Source organism: Streptomyces tauricus (assembly GCF_014650955.1).
Taxonomy (GTDB): Bacteria; Actinomycetota; Actinomycetes; order Streptomycetales; family Streptomycetaceae; genus Streptomyces; species Streptomyces tauricus.
In genome coordinates, this window is sequence record NZ_BMVY01000011.1 from 184,758 (window position 1) to 202,167 (window position 17,410).

Consider the following 17,410-nt stretch of genomic DNA (forward strand, 5'->3'; position numbering starts at 1 on the left):
TTTTTCACCATGCGGGAGACGAGTATCCACCTCGGCGAGCCGCCCGTCGTGGCCAACGCGGGCGTCGGCGTGCACGGAGTCGCGAGCCGCACGGACGTCTTCCGGCTGCCCGAGCTGTGGCAGCTGCACCTGTACCAGTACGAGGCCGAGCTGACCGTGGACGGCACCCCGCACCTCATCCGGCCGGGCAGGGTCAGTCTCGTACCGCCGGGCGCGACGGTCCGCTACCGCTACCAGGGCCGCTCTGAACATCTGTACGCGCATGTGCGCATCGCCGCCACCGGGACGCCGCGCACCGTACCGGTACTGCAGGACGCCGGAGCCGAACTCCCTGTGCTGACCGGCCTGTTGCTCCAGGCGGTCGCCTCCGCGCCGGGCGAACCCGAGCGCACCAGGGCCGAAATCTGGGCGGCTCTGTGGCGCGTCGCCCACCTGGCTCCGGCCACCGGTCGGCCCGGACCGCATCCGGCCGTCACCGCCGCGATGGCGTACATCGAGGGCCATCTCGCCGCCCCGCTCACCGTGCCCGCGGTGGCCCGCTCCGCAGGCGTCTCGCACAACCACCTGACCCGGCTCTTCCGCGCCACGACCGGCGGCACGGTGGTCGCGTACATCCGCCGCCGCAGGCTCGACCGCGCCCGGCACCTGCTGCGGGCCTCGACCCTGTCCATCCCGGCGGTCGCCGCGTCGGTCGGCATCCCCGACCTGCAAGCCTTCAACAAGGCCTGCCGACGTGAACTCGGCGGCTCCCCGCGCGCCCTGCGCGGCGGGACAGGGGTTACTGCTGAGCCTGCTTGACGGCTTTCAGGACCACGAACTTCGCGTCGCTCGCGACCAGTTCACTGTTGCCGAAGAGACGCCGCAGCTTCACGTGATAGCCGAGATGGCGATTGCCGACCACCCACAGCTCCCCGCCCGGCCGCAGCGCCCGGCGCGCCCCGACGAACATCCGCCACGCCGTGGCGTCGGTGGTCGCCTGGTGCGAGTGGAAGGGCGGGTTGGTCAGGACCAGGTCGACGCTGTCCTCCGGGACTCCGTTCAGGCCGTCGTCGACGCGGAACTCCGCCTTGCCGTGCCCGGCTGTGTCGTCGGTGTTCACCCGGTACGTCGCCTCCGCCGAGGCCACCGCCTGGTACGACTCGTCGACGAACAGCACCTCGGTCTCCGGCCGCGCCAGTGCCGCCGCGGTACCGACGACACCGTTCCCGCAGCCCAGGTCCACGACACGCCCGGCCCCGCGCCCGTACGGCAGGTGCTGCAGGAAGAACCTGGTGCCGATGTCCAGGCGCTCGGCGCAGAAGACGCCCGCCTCGTTGACGACCGTGCGGCCCGAGACGGGTCCGATGCCGTCGGGCAGCGTGTAGCTGAGCGGCCAGGGGTTCGCCGACGGCACGACCCCGGGGTTCGGGGTGCAGAAGATCAGCCGGGCCTTCTTCTCGGCCAGCGACGTCCGGGTCGGTCCGAGGATCCGCTCGAACAGCTTGAGCGTCGAGGTGTGGATCTCCTTGACCATGCCGGTGCCGACGACGACCGTCCCCTCGTGCACGGAGGGCGCCAGCCGCAGCAGCTGGTCCTCCAGCAGCGCGAGGCTCTTGGGCACACGCACCAGCAGCACGTCGACGCGCTCGGGCACCGCGTCCTGCGTGGTGAGAAGGCGTACGGATGCCTCGTCGGCGCCGTTGCGCGCCAGGTTGGCGCGGGTCGCCTCCCTGGTGAGGTACGAGTCGGTGACCTGCACCGGCGCGTGCGCCTGGAGGGCGGTGGTGAGGGCGCCCCAGCGGTCACCGACCACGACGACCGTGCCGTCGAGCCCCTGCCCGCTCTCGGCGAGATGCTTCAGCAGGTACTCGTCGGAGGCGTCCCACGCACGGAGCTGGTCACGGGAGTCCTCGGGGAAGCGCGCCAGCATCAGCTCGGCCGAGGGGGTCGTCATACGGTCGGTCATTGGGTCCAGGCTAACTGAGGCGCAGCTCAGGGACTCCCGGCGGCCACGTGGGAGTACGGCGGGAGTGTGTGCGGACCCTGCGCGAGGATGGGAGTCATGGACGCCGAACTGTTTCCCCGGAGCCGGACGGAGATCGCGCCGGGCGCCGTGCACCTGCCGGACTGGCTGACGGCCGGGCGCCAGAAGGAGCTTCTGGAGGCCTGCCGCGCCTGGGCCAGGCCGCCCGCGGGACTGCGCACGGTCCGTACCCCGGGCGGCGGCACGATGACCTCCCGGCAGGTCTGCCTCGGATGGCACTGGTATCCGTACGGGTACGCGTCAACGGTCGTCGACGGGGACGGGGCGCCCGTGAAGGAGTTCCCCGCCTGGCTGGGCGAGCTGGGGCGCCGGGCGGCCCGGGACGCCCTGGGCGACCACACCCCGACGGAAGAGGCCCCGCCGGCTGCGTACGACTACGGCCCGGCCCCGTACGACTACGACATCGCGCTGATCAATTTCTACGACGCCGACGCCCGCATGGGGATGCACCGCGACAGCGACGAGAGGTCCGACGCACCCGTCGTGTCGCTGAGTCTCGGTGACACCTGCGTCTTCCGGTTCGGCAACACCGCGTCGAGAGGCCGCCCCTACACGGACGTGGAACTGCGCAGCGGCGACCTGTTCGTGTTCGGTGGCCCGGCCCGGCTCGCCCACCACGGGGTGCCGCGCGTCCACGCGGGTACGGCGCCGCCCGAGTTGGGACTGACCGGCCGGCTGAACATCACCCTGCGGGTGAGCGGTCTTCGAAGCGTGTGACCGGCTACTGACCGGTCACCGGGCCACCGGATCATGGGAGACTCGCCCCCATGAGCGGCGATGCGACCCCCGGAGCGGTGGGAGAAGGAAGCACCAGGACACGACTGGACCGGGGGCGGGGTGCGCTCGGACCCGCGTTGGAGCTCGTGCACACGGGACGCGCGCCGACCCGGGCCGTGCTCACCGCCGAGCTGGGTGTCACCCGGGCGACGGCGGGCGCGGTCGCCGCGGAACTGGAGGCACTCGGTCTGATCCGCGTCGACGCCCGCCCGGGCGCCGCGGCCGGCTCGCAGGGCCGCCCCTCGCACCGCCTCGAAGTCGCCGAGGACGGCCCCGTGGCCCTCGCCGCCCAGGTGCACGCCGACGGCTTCCGGGCCGCCCTGGTCGGCCTCGGCGGCCGGATCGTGGCGACCGCCCCCGGCTGCGAGACCGTGGACGCCGACCCCGCCAAGGTGCTCGGCTCGGTCGTGGAGGCGGGTGCCGAACTGCTCCGGGAGACGGGCCGCCGCTGCGTGGGCGCCGGAGTGGCCGTCCCGTCGGCCGTCGCCGAACCCGAGGGCACCGCCCTCAACCCGCTGCACCTGGCCTGGCCGGCCGGCGCGCCCGTGCGGGAGATCTTCGCGGAGTGTGTCCGCGCGGCCGGCATCACCGGCCCGGCGTTCGCGGCCAACGACGTCAACCTCGCCGCGCTCGCCGAACACCGGCACGGCGCCGGCCGCGGCGCCCGCGACCTGCTGTGTGTGGCGACCGGGCACCGCGGAGTCGGCGGCGCGCTGGTGCTCGACGGGCGTCTGCACACGGGCAGTTCGGGCCTCGCGCTCGAAGTCGGCCACCTCACGGTCAACCCGGAGGGCCGCGCCTGCCACTGCGGCAGCCGGGGCTGCCTGGACGTCGAGGCGGACCCCCTGGCGTTCCTGACGGCGGCCGGCCGCGACCCCGGCCCCGAGGTGTCCCTGCTCCAGCAGGCCAACGAACTGATCCGCGACCACCAGGGCGACCCGGGCGTACACACCGCCGTCGAGGCACTGATCGACCGGCTGGGCCAGGGCCTCGCGGGCCTGGTCAACATCCTCAACCCGGACCGCATCATCCTCGGCGGCCTCCACCGAACCCTCCTCGACGCCGACCCGGAGAGGCTGCGGGCCGTCGTGGCGGACCGGAGCCTGTGGGGGCGGAGCGGCGGCGTACCCATCCTGGCCTGCACGCTGGACCACAACAGCCTGGTGGGCGCGGCCGAGTTGGCGTGGCAGCCGGTGCTGGACGACCCGATCACGGCCCTGGCGCACACCTGAGGCGCGCCGCCGCGCGCCGACCGCCGCCCCTGTGGGTGTGGGTCTACGTCCACCCGACGGCGTACGCCCGCTGCGGGTTCGCCGTCAGGATGCGCTCCACGAGCTGCGTCCCCAGGGCGAGTTCGAGCCTGGGCCGGACGCGGCGCAGGAGGTACGGCATACCGGGCCCGCCGTTCACCGAGCGGGCCCCGGCCGTGGTCGTGTCCCCGCCGAGCAGCAGCCGGTCGCCGAACCCGGCCTCCGCGAGCTCGCGTACGGACTCGGGCATGCGCCAGTCCGTCGCGTGGTTCGCGCGTGAGGGGCCGTCAAAAGCCAGATAGGCACCCGACTCGGCGGCCTGCCGGTGCACCACCGGGTCGGGGGAGCGGTTGAGGTGCCCGAGGATCACACTGGCCGGGGCGACCCCCAACTCGCCGCACAGCAGGTCGAGCACGTCGAGCGCGCCCGTGCCCAGCTCCAGATGGACCGCGACCGGCGCCCCCGTGGCGTGGTGCGCCTCGGCCGCCGCGGTCATCGTCCAGCGGGCATGCGCGTCGAGCGCGTGGAAACCGCCCGCGACCTTGATGAAACCCGCCCGCACACCGGACGTGGCGAGCCCCTCCGTCAGCTCGGACACGAAGACGTCGGCGAGCCGGCCCCGCAGCCGGTCGAGCACCTCCGGCGCGTAGTGGACGGCCTGGTGCAGTCCCGTGGCGGCCACGACATGGACCCCGGCGGCGCGGGCGAGCGGCGGCAGATCGGCGGCCCGCCGCCCGAGGCCGTACGGGGTCCACTGGGCGACGCTCGCGCCACCCGCCGTACGGAACGCGGTCAGCTCGGCCCTCGCAGCGCCCGCGTCACGCAACTCCTGCCCCGGCAGGCGGGGGCTGCTGAAGAAGAGGTGGTCGTGCGCGTCACACACCCCCAGCTCGGCCGGAGGCACGTCGCCGAGGACCGTACGAACGGTACGAGCCCCAGGGACCTGGCTCACCACTGCCGTCCGCGACGCAGCCGGTCACGCCCCGGCGCCGACAGATGCAGCACGCGGTACCTCTCGCCGTCGGCCTCGGGCTTGTCGTGGGCCCAGAGGGAGAAGTGCACGACCTCCCAGTGACGCGGGTCGACGGCGACGGCGGCGCCCACGACCCCGTCAAGCGCGGCCAGCCGCGCCGTCTCCCGTACGGCCTCCCGCGCCACCTCCGTGAGCGGCACGCCGTCGGGCACGCCCACCCGTCTGCGTACCGCGACCTCGGGCGGGGCACCGGCGGCGCCCCCGTCCTCGTACGCCAGACCCGCCCAGTGCTGCACCACGGGGCGCCCGAAGTCGTTCACGAGCCCCTGGAAGCCGGGCCCCCAGAGGAAGGAGTTCATGCCCTCGGGGGTGTCCCACAGGTAGAACGGCGCGTACTGGTTGACCGGCGAGCCGTCCACGCCGCGCTCCCGCAGCAGATAGGCCTTCAGCCCGAGCCCGTCCCAGTCGTCGAGCAGATGCCCGACGCGGGCCACCCTGTCCCGGACGACGCCCATGTCGTAGTCCGCGGGCAGGGTGATCTCGTACTGCATGGCGTGCATCGATGCCTCCCGGCGGCTCAGGCCTTCGTGGGGGTGGACGAGCCGCGGGCGGGGGAGTCGCCGGCGGGGGAGCGGGGTGCGAGGAGGGAGAGCAGCCCGCGGACCCCCGTGTCGAAGGCGGCGGCCGAACCGGACGCGCGGGCCAGCACATAACCCCCTTGGACCGTGGCCACGATCGTCGCGGCGATCTCCTCGCCGTCCAGCGCCGGCGGGAACTCGCCCAGCTCCTGGCCCTCCTCGACGATGGAGGCCAGCCGTTCGCGCAACCAGTCCAGTGTCTCGTCCACGGGCGCGCGCAGGTCGTCGCTCGCGACGACGTCCGGGTCCATGGTCAGCCGTCCGACCGGACAGCCGCGCAGGACGTCCCGCTCGCGCCGCAGATACGCCTCGATCCGCTCGTACGGGGAACCGGGCCCGCCGAGCACCGCTTCCGCGGCGGCGCGCGTCTCCTGGGCGGTACGCCGGATCGCGGCCAGGGCCAGCCCGGGCTTTCCCGTGAAGTGGTGGTACATGCTGCCCTGGCCGGCGCCCGCCCGCTGCAGGATCGCTTTCGGGCTCGTGCCCACGTAACCGCGCTCCCACAGCAGTTCGCGGGTGGCTTCGATCAGACGCTCCGGAGTGCTCACACGGATACTGTACATACTAGTAGTTACAGAATCGAGGGGCAGACAGACCCACAAGGAGCAGGCGCAAGGAGCAGGCGACGCCCTCCTGCCTACTCCCACGGAGGTACCCGTACTGCCGCTGGCCGTACGACGACCCGGACCCCTTCCCGGCGCGAGCCTCGGAGCATCACCGGAACACCTCCCTAGGAGATGACCTCAGATGCAGACCCTGGCGAACTGGGACGGCGGGCCCGGCCCGTGGATCCTGTTCCTCCCGCTGATCTGGGCGGCCGTCGTGATCGGTGTCGTGACCGTCCTGCGCCGCACGGTGTGGCGCGGCCGTCGCGGCCCGTGGCGCGGACCCGACCGGCCCCGCCCGTCCGGCGACTCACCGATCGCGCTGCTGGGCAGGCGCTTCGCCGCCGGCGAGATCGACGAGGACGAGTACTGGCGCCGCCTCTCCGTCCTGGACGAGCAGTTCGGACACGCGGATGCCGACGGGCGCTTCGGACACACGCTCGCCGACGAGCGTTTCGGCCGTACGGGCAAGGGCGGTGCGGCATGAACGCGGCGTCCTCGGCGACCACCACCAGGGGCACACGGACCGCGGCGCGGGTCGCCGGAGCGGTGAAGGTGTACGGCGCCGGCGACACCGCCGTACGGGCCCTGGACGGGATCGACGTCACCTTTCCCGCCGGACGCTTCACCGCGATCATGGGGCCCTCGGGCTCCGGCAAGTCCACGCTGATGCACTGCGCGGCGGGTCTGGACACCCTCACCTCGGGCGCCGCCTTCATCGGCGACACCGAGCTGGGCACGCTCGACGACCGCCGCCTCACGCTGCTGCGGCGCGACCGCGTCGGTTTCGTCTTCCAGGTGTTCAACCTGGTGCCGACGCTGACCGTCGCGGAGAACATCACGCTGCCCATGGATCTCGCCGGCCGCGGGCGTGGCCGCGGGCGCGGGGGCGAGGGCGGGAGCGACGGCTCCTCGGATCCATGGATCGACGCCCTCGTGGACGTCGTCGGTCTGCGCGACCGACTGCGCCACCGGCCCGCCGAACTCTCCGGCGGACAGCAGCAACGCGTCGCCGTGGCACGGGCGTTCGCCGGCCGGCCCGATGTCGTCTTCGCGGACGAACCGACCGGCAACCTCGACTCGCGCTCCGGCGAGGAGGTTCTCAACCTCCTTGGCCGGGCCGTGCGGCAGATGGACCGCACGGTCGTCATGGTCACCCACGACCCGGTCGCCGCCGCGCACGCCGACGAGGTCGTCTTCCTCGCCGACGGCCGCCTCGTGGACCACATGGAGTCCCCGACGGCCGACCGGGTCCTGGACCGCCTGAAGGCTTTCGACAACGGGTCGGACGCCAGGTCGGACGGCAGGCGGGACAGCAGGTCGGCGGGCGGGTCGGACGGCAGGTTCGGCAGCGGCTTCGGGAGCGAAGGGGTCATGCCGTGAACGCGTCCGTGCGGATCAGTGTCTCCTCGCTCCGTGCCCACAAGCGCCGCTTCGCCGGCACCTTCCTCGCGGTCCTCCTGGGGGTCGCCTTCCTCGCGGGCACGCTCGTCATGGGCGACACCCTGCGCGCCTCCTTCGACACGATGTTCGGCGACGCCACGAGCGGCACCGACGCCGTGGTCCGCAGCGCCGACACCATCACCACGCCGGGCGAGAGCCAGGGCGTACGGGCGCCCGTCGGCGCCGGCCTGGTGGCCGTCGTCGGGAAGACCCCGGGTGTCGCGGCGGCAGCACCCGACATCCAGGGCGCGGCCCAGCTCGTCGGCGCCGACGGCGAGCCCATCGGCGGCCAGGGCCCGCCCACCCTCGCGGGCAACTGGATCGACGACCCCGAGCTGAACGCCTACCGCCTGGCCGAGGGCCGCGCCCCGGCGAAGTCCGGCGAGGTCGTCGTCAACCGGGGCGCGGCCGAGCAGGGCGACCTGCGCATCGGCGACACGACGACCCTGCGGACGCCCGACCCCGTCGAGGTGACGATCGTCGGCCTCGCGACCTTCGGCGGCGAGGACGGCATGGCACAGGTGACCTTCACCGGCATGACACGCCCCGACGCCGAGAAGTACCTGACCGCGAAGCCCGGCGAGGCCGCGAGCATCCTCGTACGGGCGGGTCCCGGCATCGATCAGCGGGAACTCGTCGACGCCCTGACTCCCGTACTGCCCGAGGGAGTCGAGGCGATCACCGGTCAGGAACTGGCCGAGGAGAACACCGAGATGATCTCCGGCCAGTTCCTGACGCTCTTCACCACGTTCCTGCTGGTGTTCTCCGGTGTCGCGCTGCTCGTCGCGACCTTCTCCATCCACAACACCTTCGCGATCGTGGTCGCCCAACGCACGCGTGAGAACGCCCTGTTGCGCGCCCTCGGCGCCTCCCGCCGCCAGGTCACCGCGTCGACGCTCGTGGAGGCGGGCGTGGTCGCCGTGGTCGCGTCCGCGGCCGGTCTCGCGGCCGGCATCGGTATCGCCGCCGGTCTGCAGGCGCTGTTCCCGGCCATCGGATTCCCCTTCCCCGAGGGTGACTTGGTGATCAGCGCCCTGTCCATGGTCCTGCCGCTCGCGGTCGGCGTCGTGGTCTGCCTCGGCTCCGCGCTCCTGCCCGCCGTACGGGCCGGGCGCACCGCACCGCTGGCCGCCCTGCGCGAGACGTCCGTCGACCGGTCCGGCGCGTCCCGGGCCCGCGCCGTCGTGGGCACCGGACTCGCGGCCCTGGCGGTCGCCGTCACCCTGACCGGCGTCGTCAGTCCGTCCCTGTGGCTCGCGGGCGGAGGCGCGGTGCTGGCACTCGCCGCCTTCGTGGTCCTCGGCCCGGTGGCCGCGACCACCGCCGTACGCGTCCTGGGGGCTCCCCTCGACCGGCTGCGCGGTGTCACCGGCGCCCTGGCCGCGCGCAACGCCCTGCGCAGCCCCAGGCGCACCGCCGCCACCGCGAGCGCCCTGATGATCGGCGTCGCCGTGGTGTCCCTGTTCACGGTCTTCGGTGCCTCGCTGAAGGCGACCATGGATCAGACGGTGTCACGGTCCTTCGCCGGGGACGTCGTCGTGAGCACCCCGTCCTTCGGCGCGGGCGGCAGCGGACTGAGCCCCGCGCTGGCCGGTGCCGTCGCCGACCGCCCCGAGGTCGACACGGCGGTCGGGCTGGGCCGCGGGGTGGCCGAAGTCGACGGCAGCGGCCGGGCGTTGACGGTGACGGACCCGGTCGGGCTGGAGCGCACCTTCGACCTGGGCGACGTACGGGGCTCGATGCGCGCCCTGGGCGCCGACGGGATCGCCGTCACGGAACAGGAGGCCGACAAGCAGGACCTCGAGGTGGGCGACACCACCCGGCTCGCCTTCACGGACGGCACGACGGAAACCTTCACCGTCCGCGCGGTCTACGGCCGCTCCGAGCTGGCCGGTGAGTACGTCATCACCCGCGAGGCCTGGGCCCCGCACCGAACCCAGGACTCCGACACGGTCGTCGCCGTGAGCTTCAAGGACGGTGTGGACGCGTCCGAGGGCAGGGCGGCGGTCGAGAAGGTCGCGAGGGCGTACGGCAACCCCGAGGTGCAGACCCGCGACGAGTACGCGCGGTCCTCGGCCGGTGCCATCGACATGATGCTCACCCTGGTCTACGCGCTGCTCGCGCTCGCCGTGCTCATCGCACTGCTCGGCATCACCAACACACTGACCCTCGCGGTCCACGAACGCACCCGCGAACTCGGCCTGTTGCGGGCCGTCGGACAGACCCGCTCGCAGGTGCGCGCCATGGTCCGCTGGGAGTCGGTGCTGGTGGCAGCGTTCGGCACGGTGGGCGGACTCGCGCTCGGCGGGTTCCTCGGCTGGGTGCTCGTCAAGGCGTCCGACGGCGCGTCGAACAGCGCGTTCGCGTTCGCGCTGCCGCCGGCGCAGTTGCCCGTGGTCGCCGGCGTGGGGCTCGCGGCGGGGCTGTTCGCGGGGCTGCGTCCGGCGGGCCGGGCGGCACGTCTGAACGTACTGAAAGCCATCGCCACAGAATGACCCCGCCTTGGGGGCCACGCCCCTGGGGAGCGGGGCTGCGCGCCCCTGCTCCCACCCCGAAGCCCGCGCACACGCTCCCCTCAGCCCGCCCGGGCGACGTTCTCAGCCCGTCCGGCGTTTGAGGACCGGGGGTTCGGGGGCGGAGCCCCCGAGTACGTGACGAAGGGGGAGGGCAGGGGCGGCGGGGGCGAGAACGACTCGCCCCCGCCGCGGAGCGCCTGTCACCGCCCGGTCAGCCGGCAACGGCCGACCGGGCGGGAGCGTGTCCGCCCCCAGGAGCGGGCGCCAACGCATCCCCGCCACGCTCCACCTCCACGAACCCGAGACCGCCCGCCCCCGAGACCGCCGCGTACGGCGGCCGACCGGACCCCGCCACCGCCGCGGCGGAGGGAGCCGTGAGGGTGAACCACACGACCTTCCCCGTCTCGCCGTCCGGCCGCACACCCCAGCTCTCGCTCACCGCGGCAACCATCGAAAGGCCGCGTCCGCAGGTGGCGAGGGAGTTGGCGTCCCGCACCTCGGGAAGGCGCGGATCGCGGTCGTGCACCGAGACGGTGAGCTGGTCGAGCAACAGCTCGATCTCGACGGTGCACAGCTTGTCGGGCCGGGCGTGCAGATGGACGTTGGTCAACAGCTCGGTCACGCCGAGCGCGGCCCGGTCTATCAAGGGATCGAGACGCCAGTAGCGCAATTGCGCAGATACGATTCTGCGGACCTGGCCGATCCGCGAGGGCAGAGCGTTGAGCTCCACCGTGCAGTGTTTGCTTGGCTGGCTGATCACGGCTGCGACTCCCCGAATTGAGGTCCGGAAGAAGACGAGTGCGGATCCAGCGGGCTGCCTGCGCGCGCCGACCGCCTGCTGTCGGTGGCCGGCGGGCTGGTTCGCAGCGTTATCGCCGGTAAACCCAGAGTGACGTGACAACAGAGTGGCTCAGGAGGCGCGCTCCCGCAACTCGCGGTGATCTCGGCGGCCGGACGGGCGCCCCGCGCGGAGCTCAGCGCACGCGCCCCGCCGCATTGCGCACGGCTTCGATGAATCGGCGGGCCGCCGGCGGACCGGGCTCTCCGGGAGCCGGATCGTGGTCGCCGAGGGTGAGCAGATAGCGGGTGCCGTTCACATCCGCGAGCGCCCGGTCCTCGTGGGCGAACCAGGGCTTCGACGCACGGACCGCCTGCACCGGCGCGCTGTCGATCTCACTGCCGTAGCTGGTGAGCAACTCCAGCCTGCCGTCGCTGATCCGGACCTGCCCGGCCCGGGTGAGCGAACGCAGCCGCTTCCCGATCCGCACGCCTGTGGCTGTGAACTCCGGCTCCGCCATGTGCCCCACCCCCTTGTGCGATTCGGTCGTGCTCCGTCGTGCTCTGTCATGCGCCGTCGTGTGCCGTCGTGTGTTCGGTCGTGAACAGGGGCGTGCCCGTCGTGCATCCAGGTCGTGCCCCGTCGTGCGTGCGTACGCCGCGCGTCCCGTTCCGCTGTGTCCATTGTGCGTCCCGCCGGGAGCGGCGTCCTGTGCGTGCAGTCTGCCCGCGTCGGGCGTCGAGCACCAGTACGCATCCCGGGGTGGCACATGCCCTCCGGCGCACTCGCGTGAATGCGCCCCCCAACCCCTCTCCGACCTGTGGCACCAGCAGTCCCTTTGGGATCCTCAAAGGAGTGTTTATGCAGGTGAGAAGGTGTGCGCAAGGTGCCTATGATCGAGGCGTCCGACCGCGCGACCCGATGTCGGCACGCACCTGAAGGAGCCCCGCCGTGACCACCCCGCAGCAGGCCCGCCCCCATGAGCCGACGGCCACCCTCGATGTCGACCACAGCGACGCGGAGTACCGGCACTGGCTCAAGGAAGCCGTGCGGAAGGTCCAGGCCGACGCCAACCGATCGGCCGACACCCATCTCCTGCGCTTCCCGCTGCCCGAGCGCTGGGGCATCGACCTGTATCTCAAGGACGAGTCCACCCACCCCACCGGCAGTCTCAAGCACCGGCTGGCCCGTTCCCTCTTCCTGTACGGGCTGTGCAACGGCTGGATCCGGCACGGCCGCCCCGTCATCGAGGCGTCCAGCGGCTCCACGGCCGTCTCCGAGGCGTACTTCGCCAAGCTGATCGGGGTGCCGTTCATCGCCGTCATGCCCCGTACCACCAGCCCGGAGAAGTGCCGGCTGATCGAGTTCCACGGCGGCCGGTGCCACTTCGTCGACGACCCGCGGACCATGTACGCGGAATCGGCGGCCCTCGCGGCCCAGACCGGCGGTCATTTCATGGACCAGTTCACGTACGCGGAGCGGGCCACGGACTGGCGCGGCAACAACAACATCGCCGAGTCGATCTACCGCCAGCTGGAGTTGGAGCGGTATCCCGAACCCGCGTGGATCGTGGCCACCGCGGGAACCGGCGGCACCTCGGCGACCATCGCCCGCTATGTGCACTACATGCAGTTCAACACCCGTATCTGTGTGGCCGATCCGGAGAACTCCTGTTTCTTCGAGGGCTGGACCACGGGTGACGCGGAGGTCACCACCGACTGCGGTTCGCGGATCGAGGGCATCGGCAGGCCGCGGATGGAACCCAGCTTCGTACCGGGGGCCGTCGACCGGATGATGAAGGTGCCGGACGCGGCGAGCGTGGCGGCCGTGCGGGCACTGGAACAAGCCATCGGGCGCAAGGCGGGCGGCTCGACCGGCACGGGCCTGTGGAGCTCGCTGAAGATCGTGGCGGAGATGGCGGCGGCGGGGCGCACCGGGAGCGTGGTCACGCTGCTGTGCGATCCAGGTGACCGCTATCTGGACAAGTACTACTCGGACGACTGGCTGGCCGCCCAGGGACTGGACATCGCGCCCTACGCGGCCACGATCGACTCCTTGCTGGCCACGGGCATCTGGCCCGCCTGAGCGGTTTCGTTCCGAGGACCTGGGAGTGGCCCCCGGCCCCGGGTGGCCACTCGGGCCCTCGGCTCCAAGAGCCGCGCCACATGGGGCCGGGAGCCCGGGGTGGCGCGGTTCCTGTGGAGTGGCGCCCGGTGGCGTCGGCCCCGGATGGTGCGGGACCGCCGGCCCGCCGGCCGTCAGGGCGCCCGCGTCGAACCGATCCGCCGGTCCAGCTTCCCCACCGCGTCGCGGAACGCCCGGCCGAGCCCTGCCCGGCTCACCTTCATCACCAGGCGGAACGCCGCCGTGCCGTCGGCGGCCACCGTCCACCGCACCCGCGTACCCGAGGCGCCGTCCGGAGTGAGCCGCCACTCCTCGACCAGGGCGCGTACACCCGGGGCGTTGGTCACGTCGACGCGGTACGCGTACACCGTGTGGGGCACGGCCGCGACGATCGTCTCCTCGAAGCGCGTGCCGCCCCTGAGACGGATCCGCCGCCCGGAGCCGCCGTCGGCCGAGTGCGCCGACGAGACGGCGGAGAACCACTCCGGCCAGCCCTCGACATCCTCGGCCAGCGCGCGGTAGACCGCTTCGGGGGACGCGGCCACCCCTCGCGTGAACACCAGCCGCACGGGAGCGGTCCCGACGAAGTCGAGTTGCACGGGGCGCAGTCGACGGACCATGCGTACGACCCCCTCGTGGGAACGAGTCCGGAACGCGGCCCGCGACACGGCGGTCGGCGGGGCAGGGTCACCATAACCGGCGGTACGTCAGCTGTCTGCAGCGCTGAGGGCGCCCCGGCGGACACGTCAGGCGTCCGGCGCGTCCTCGTCGTCGTCCTCGAACTCCCCCGCCACCACCAGGCGCCGCAGGTGCTCGGAGATCTCCGTGCGCGCCTCGGCGGGCAGCCCGTCGTCCGTCACCAGCGTGTCGATCTGTTCCAGCGCGGCGAACGAACTCAGCCCAACCGTGCCCCACTTGGTGTGGTCCGCGACCACGACGACCCGCCGCGCGGACTGCACGAGACGCCGGTTCGTCTCGGCCTCCGCCAGGTTCGGCGTGGACAGACCCGCCTCCACCGATATGCCGTGCACCCCGAGGAAGAGCACGTCGAAGTGGAGCGCCTCGATCGCCTGGTCGGCGACGGGACCCACCAGGGAGTCCGAGGGTGTGCGCACCCCGCCCGTCAGCACGACCGTCGCCGCCCCTTGCCGCTGCCCCGAGGTGCGCTGCGCCGAGTGGAAGACGTCGGCCACCCGCACCGAGTTGGTCACCACGGTCAGGTCCGGCACGTCGAGCAGCTGATGGGCGAGCGCGTACGTCGTCGTGCCGCCGGACAGCGCGATCGCCGTGCCCGGCGCCACCAGTGCCGCGGCCGCCCGCGCGATGTCCTCCTTGGCTGTCAGCTCCAGACCCGACTTGGCCTCGAAACCCGGCTCGTGCGTACTCGCCTCGACCACCGGGACCGCGCCGCCGTGCACCTTCTCCACCACGCCCTGGCGGGCGAGCGCGTCAAGGTCCCGACGGACCGTCATGTCGGACACGCCGAGCTTCCTGGTCAGTTCGTTCACGCGGACGCCACCGCGCCGCCGGACCTCGTCCAGGATCAGAGCGCGCCGCTGCTCCGCGAGCAGGTTCTGATTCTCGCTCACGTCCGCTCCGGTTCCCTTCGCCTCGACCCGCTCGACATAGCCCTGTGCAGCCCCTGCGTCGAACACCGACAAGGACATTCCCCTCACCTGTGGACCGCGGGACGCCCCATCCTCGCACGGGGCGCCACAGGTCGCGCCACTGCCTGTGGCGACGCGCACACGTCACGCTGCCACCTCCTGTCCGGCACTGTCACACGGATCGGGGAGATTCCGTGACGAGTGGTGCGCGCAGGGTCAGCAGAGGCGATCCTTGTATCTGGACATGACACATGTCGACAGGCATCACGGGGGACACACAACAGTGGAGCGTCTACAGGGGCACGCCCCGACGAACGAGGCGAACGGTTCCGGGCGGCAGCAGGCAGCCGACACCGCGCTCGAACTCCTGGTCCACGGCGTCGGTGGCACGACGCCCCAGGAAATGCTGAACGATCCGCGCACGGTCCGGATCACCGGTGACGACACGGCCGCGGTCTTCCGCCGCGCCGACGACGTCGAAGCCGAGACCAACGCGGCACGGCGGCCCGCGGATCACCAGGGCAAACCGATTCCCGAGGCGTACGTCTGGTGCAACCTCACCTCGGGCAACGGCTCCCGGGCGCTGTGGCTGCTGCTCCTGCCGTTCATGGTGGTCAACCTCGCCCACTGGATGCGGCCCACGGTGAGCGACAACCGAAAGCCGGCGGTCCGCCTCTACGGCCTGCTGGTGCGCCTGGCCGGTCTGACCCTCACGGTGCTCCTGGTCGCCGCGGCCTGCGAGGTCGCCCTCGACCTGGCCGTATGGCAGTGCGCGGGTACGGCCGCGTGCGCCCAGGAGCACTCCTGGCTCGGCTTCCTGTCCCCGGCGGTCTCCGACGGCGGCTGGTGGAGCCAGCCCGGCCGCCGTCTGGCCCTCGCCGCGCTGGTGCCCGCCGCTCTCACGGGTCTCCTCTGGTACCTCTCGCACCGCACCTGGAGCGCCTACGAGTCCCAGCGGCCGAGGCCCCGCGAGAACGAGCCGGAGGAGGAGACCAGCCGGGCCGGGCTCGGCCGCCCCGGCTTCTGGTACGGACGCCGGCTGGTCGCCCGGCTGCGGGTCGCCCACACCGCCGCGGGTCTGCTGACGATCGCCGCGGCGGTCGGCGCCGCCGCGGCCCGCTACGACCGCGAGGCCGGCGGCCCGGCCGCCCTGGACGTGCTCGGGTGGGCCCTGAACGGGTCGTTCGTGCTGGGGGCGGTCTTCGTGCTGTGGGTCGTCTGCAGCAGGGGCCGCAGCGAGCAGCGGCTCGACCAGCAGCTCGACGCGGCCCTGGTGCGCCGGCTGCCCCTCGGCTCGCTCGCCCTGCTCGTCCTCACCTTCGTCTACGCGGGCTGGTCGCGTCCCGGCTGGCGGTCGGACCACCGGCTGTCCGGCGGCGGCACCGCCTTCGGCACCATCGCGCTGGTCGAGTGCCTGCTGGTGATCGCCCTCGGCGTCGTCGCCCACGTCCTCTACCGCGCCCGGCCGGATCCCCGTACCGCCATGCGGGGCCTCGCGGGGCCCGCCGTCGCGATGCTGGCCTGCGCACTGGGCGGGGTGATGTCCGGCGGGGTCTCCCAGCGCGTCGCCGACTGGCTGGACGGCACCGGCGGCACGATCGCGGGGCCGCCCGTGCTGCTGACCTGGCAGGCGTCCGTCATCCCGCCCCTGCTGCTCGTCGTGGTGGTCCTCGTCGGCTGGCTGGCCCGGCGCACGGTCGTACTGCGCCGCACCGAGACGGCCGCGGTGGAACGCGCCTACGAGGACGAGCCCAAGGACGAGACCACCACCCGCCGCATCGCGAGCATCCGCGCCATGGCCTCCCTCACCGACCGGGCTCCCCGGATCATCGGCATCACCTCCGTCGTGACGCTGATCCTGGGCGGCCTGGCCGTCGCGGGCGCCCTGGCCACCGGCGACGCCCCGGGCGAGGCGGCCCACGGCACGTACCCCGTCGTACAGGGCGCGGCCGAGACCGCGCAGGCGCTCGGCTCCTGGCTGATCGGCGTCGGCTTCATACTGTTCGTCACCTGGGGCCGCCGCGCCTACAAGGACCAGACCGCCCGCCGCACCATAGGCATCCTGTGGGACGTCGGTACGTTCTGGCCGCGCGCGGCACACCCCTTCGCGCCCCCCTGCTACGCCGAGCGCGCCGTACCCGACCTGACCTGGCGCATCGCCGGCTGGACCCGCGCCACCGGCGGACGTCTCGTCCTCTCCGGCCACTCCCAGGGCAGTGTCCTCGCGGCCGCCGCGGCCTGGCAGCTCGAACCGGCGGTACGCAAGCGGGTCGCGCTGCTGACCTACGGCTCACCGCTGGAGCGGCTCTACGGGCGCTGGTTCCCGGCGCACTTCGGGCCCGAGGCGCTCACCGGACTGCACCGGGACGTCGACTGCTGGCGCAACCTGTACCGGGCCACCGACCCCATCGGCGGCCCCATGCGGCTGCCCGGCGACTGCGGCCCCGAGGTCGACCGCGAGGCGCTGGAGGACCCGCTCGCGTACTGCCGGTCGGAGAAGCACCCCCTGCCCGCGCCGATCCTCGGACACTCGGACTACCAGGCGGACCCCGTCTTCGCCGAGGAGCGGGAGAAGCTCCTGGCGCGCCTCAGGCCGGACGTCCCGGCCCCGCGGCCGGGCACCGACCCCGAGGAACCGGAGGGCGGCCCCCGGACGGAACCGCCGCCCGTCTAGGC

16 protein-coding genes are annotated in these 17,410 nt (G+C 72.9%); 8 read left to right on the forward strand and 8 right to left on the reverse strand.

Annotated elements, in window-relative coordinates:
* The first annotated feature begins 9 nt into the window (after positions 1–9).
* Complete coding sequence (locus tag IE278_RS19505) at positions 10–798, forward strand: AraC family transcriptional regulator (protein WP_189774002.1); 789 nt, start codon at positions 10–12, stop codon at positions 796–798.
* On the opposite strand, the gene IE278_RS19510 is transcribed toward IE278_RS19505, so the two are convergent.
* The gene (locus IE278_RS19510) at positions 779–1,945 is read right to left on the reverse strand and encodes a methyltransferase (protein ID WP_373312033.1); all 1,167 of its coding nucleotides are present in this window, start codon (positions 1,943–1,945) and stop codon (positions 779–781) included. The two genes, IE278_RS19505 and IE278_RS19510, sit on opposite strands and share 20 nt — an antisense overlap.
* A 96-nt stretch (positions 1,946–2,041) precedes the next feature.
* Here IE278_RS19510 and IE278_RS19515 point away from each other — a divergent pair, with 96 nt between their 5' ends.
* Together IE278_RS19515 and IE278_RS19520 are read left to right on the forward strand one after the other, a co-directional pair.
* Positions 2,042–2,740 (forward strand): alpha-ketoglutarate-dependent dioxygenase AlkB family protein, encoded by a 699-nt coding sequence (locus tag IE278_RS19515; RefSeq protein WP_189774004.1) that lies wholly within the window; start codon positions 2,042–2,044, stop codon positions 2,738–2,740.
* A gap of 50 nt (positions 2,741–2,790) precedes the next feature.
* Entirely contained in the window at positions 2,791–4,032 is a 1,242-nt protein-coding gene (locus IE278_RS19520) for an ROK family protein (RefSeq protein WP_189774006.1), read from the forward strand.
* Positions 4,033–4,075: 43 nt separating this feature from the next.
* Here the strand turns inward: IE278_RS19520 and IE278_RS19525 are convergent, their stop codons facing one another.
* The 3 genes from IE278_RS19525 to IE278_RS19535 are packed head-to-tail and all read right to left on the reverse strand — an operon-like array spanning position 4,076 to position 6,224.
* Positions 4,076–5,002 (reverse strand): phosphotriesterase family protein, encoded by a 927-nt coding sequence (locus IE278_RS19525; protein ID WP_189774008.1) that lies wholly within the window; start codon positions 5,000–5,002, stop codon positions 4,076–4,078.
* The gene (locus IE278_RS19530) at positions 4,999–5,583 is read right to left on the reverse strand and encodes a DUF4865 family protein (RefSeq protein ID WP_189774010.1); all 585 of its coding nucleotides are present in this window, start codon (positions 5,581–5,583) and stop codon (positions 4,999–5,001) included. Before IE278_RS19530 ends, IE278_RS19525 begins: the two co-directional genes overlap by 4 nt.
* 17 nt (positions 5,584–5,600) lie before the next feature.
* Positions 5,601–6,224, reverse strand: a complete 624-nt coding sequence (locus IE278_RS19535) for a TetR/AcrR family transcriptional regulator (protein ID WP_189774011.1) — start codon at positions 6,222–6,224, stop codon at positions 5,601–5,603.
* Positions 6,225–6,408: 184 nt separating this feature from the next.
* Here IE278_RS19535 and IE278_RS19540 point away from each other — a divergent pair, with 184 nt between their 5' ends.
* The 3 genes from IE278_RS19540 to IE278_RS19550 are packed head-to-tail and all read left to right on the forward strand — an operon-like array spanning position 6,409 to position 10,204.
* Positions 6,409–6,753 carry an SHOCT domain-containing protein gene (locus IE278_RS19540; protein WP_220451683.1) on the forward strand — a complete coding sequence of 115 codons (345 nt, stop codon included), beginning with the start codon at positions 6,409–6,411 and terminating at the stop codon, positions 6,751–6,753.
* Entirely contained in the window at positions 6,750–7,649 is a 900-nt protein-coding gene (locus tag IE278_RS19545; protein ID WP_189774014.1) for an ABC transporter ATP-binding protein, read from the forward strand. Before IE278_RS19540 ends, IE278_RS19545 begins: the two co-directional genes overlap by 4 nt.
* Positions 7,646–10,204: an ABC transporter permease gene (locus IE278_RS19550; protein ID WP_189774015.1), complete on the forward strand. Its 2,559-nt coding sequence runs from the start codon at positions 7,646–7,648 to the stop codon at positions 10,202–10,204. Before IE278_RS19545 ends, IE278_RS19550 begins: the two co-directional genes overlap by 4 nt.
* Before the next feature lie 232 nt (positions 10,205–10,436).
* Here the strand turns inward: IE278_RS19550 and IE278_RS19555 are convergent, their stop codons facing one another.
* Both IE278_RS19555 and IE278_RS19560 read right to left on the reverse strand, forming a co-directional pair.
* The gene (locus tag IE278_RS19555; protein ID WP_189774018.1) at positions 10,437–10,985 is read right to left on the reverse strand and encodes an ATP-binding protein; all 549 of its coding nucleotides are present in this window, start codon (positions 10,983–10,985) and stop codon (positions 10,437–10,439) included.
* A gap of 214 nt (positions 10,986–11,199) precedes the next feature.
* A complete protein-coding gene (locus tag IE278_RS19560) occupies positions 11,200–11,523 on the reverse strand; it encodes a hypothetical protein (protein ID WP_189774020.1) in 324 nt (107 codons plus the stop codon).
* 431 nt (positions 11,524–11,954) lie between these two features.
* Here IE278_RS19560 and cds1 point away from each other — a divergent pair, with 431 nt between their 5' ends.
* Positions 11,955–13,088 (forward strand): L-cysteine desulfhydrase Cds1, encoded by a 1,134-nt coding sequence (gene cds1 / locus IE278_RS19565; protein ID WP_189774022.1) that lies wholly within the window; start codon positions 11,955–11,957, stop codon positions 13,086–13,088.
* A 173-nt stretch (positions 13,089–13,261) separates the two neighbouring features.
* Here cds1 and IE278_RS19570 read toward each other — a convergent pair whose 3' ends face one another.
* On the reverse strand, positions 13,262–13,747 hold the full coding sequence (locus IE278_RS19570; RefSeq protein WP_189774025.1) for an SRPBCC family protein: 486 nt from the start codon (positions 13,745–13,747) through the stop codon (positions 13,262–13,264).
* Positions 13,748–13,873: 126 nt separating this feature from the next.
* Entirely contained in the window at positions 13,874–14,716 is an 843-nt protein-coding gene (locus IE278_RS19575) for a DeoR/GlpR family DNA-binding transcription regulator (protein ID WP_189774137.1), read from the reverse strand.
* 301 nt (positions 14,717–15,017) lie between these two features.
* On the opposite strand from IE278_RS19575, the gene IE278_RS19580 reads away from it, so the two are divergent.
* On the forward strand, positions 15,018–17,408 hold the full coding sequence (locus tag IE278_RS19580; protein WP_189774027.1) for a hypothetical protein: 2,391 nt from the start codon (positions 15,018–15,020) through the stop codon (positions 17,406–17,408).
* Positions 17,409–17,410: the final 2 nt, after the last annotated feature.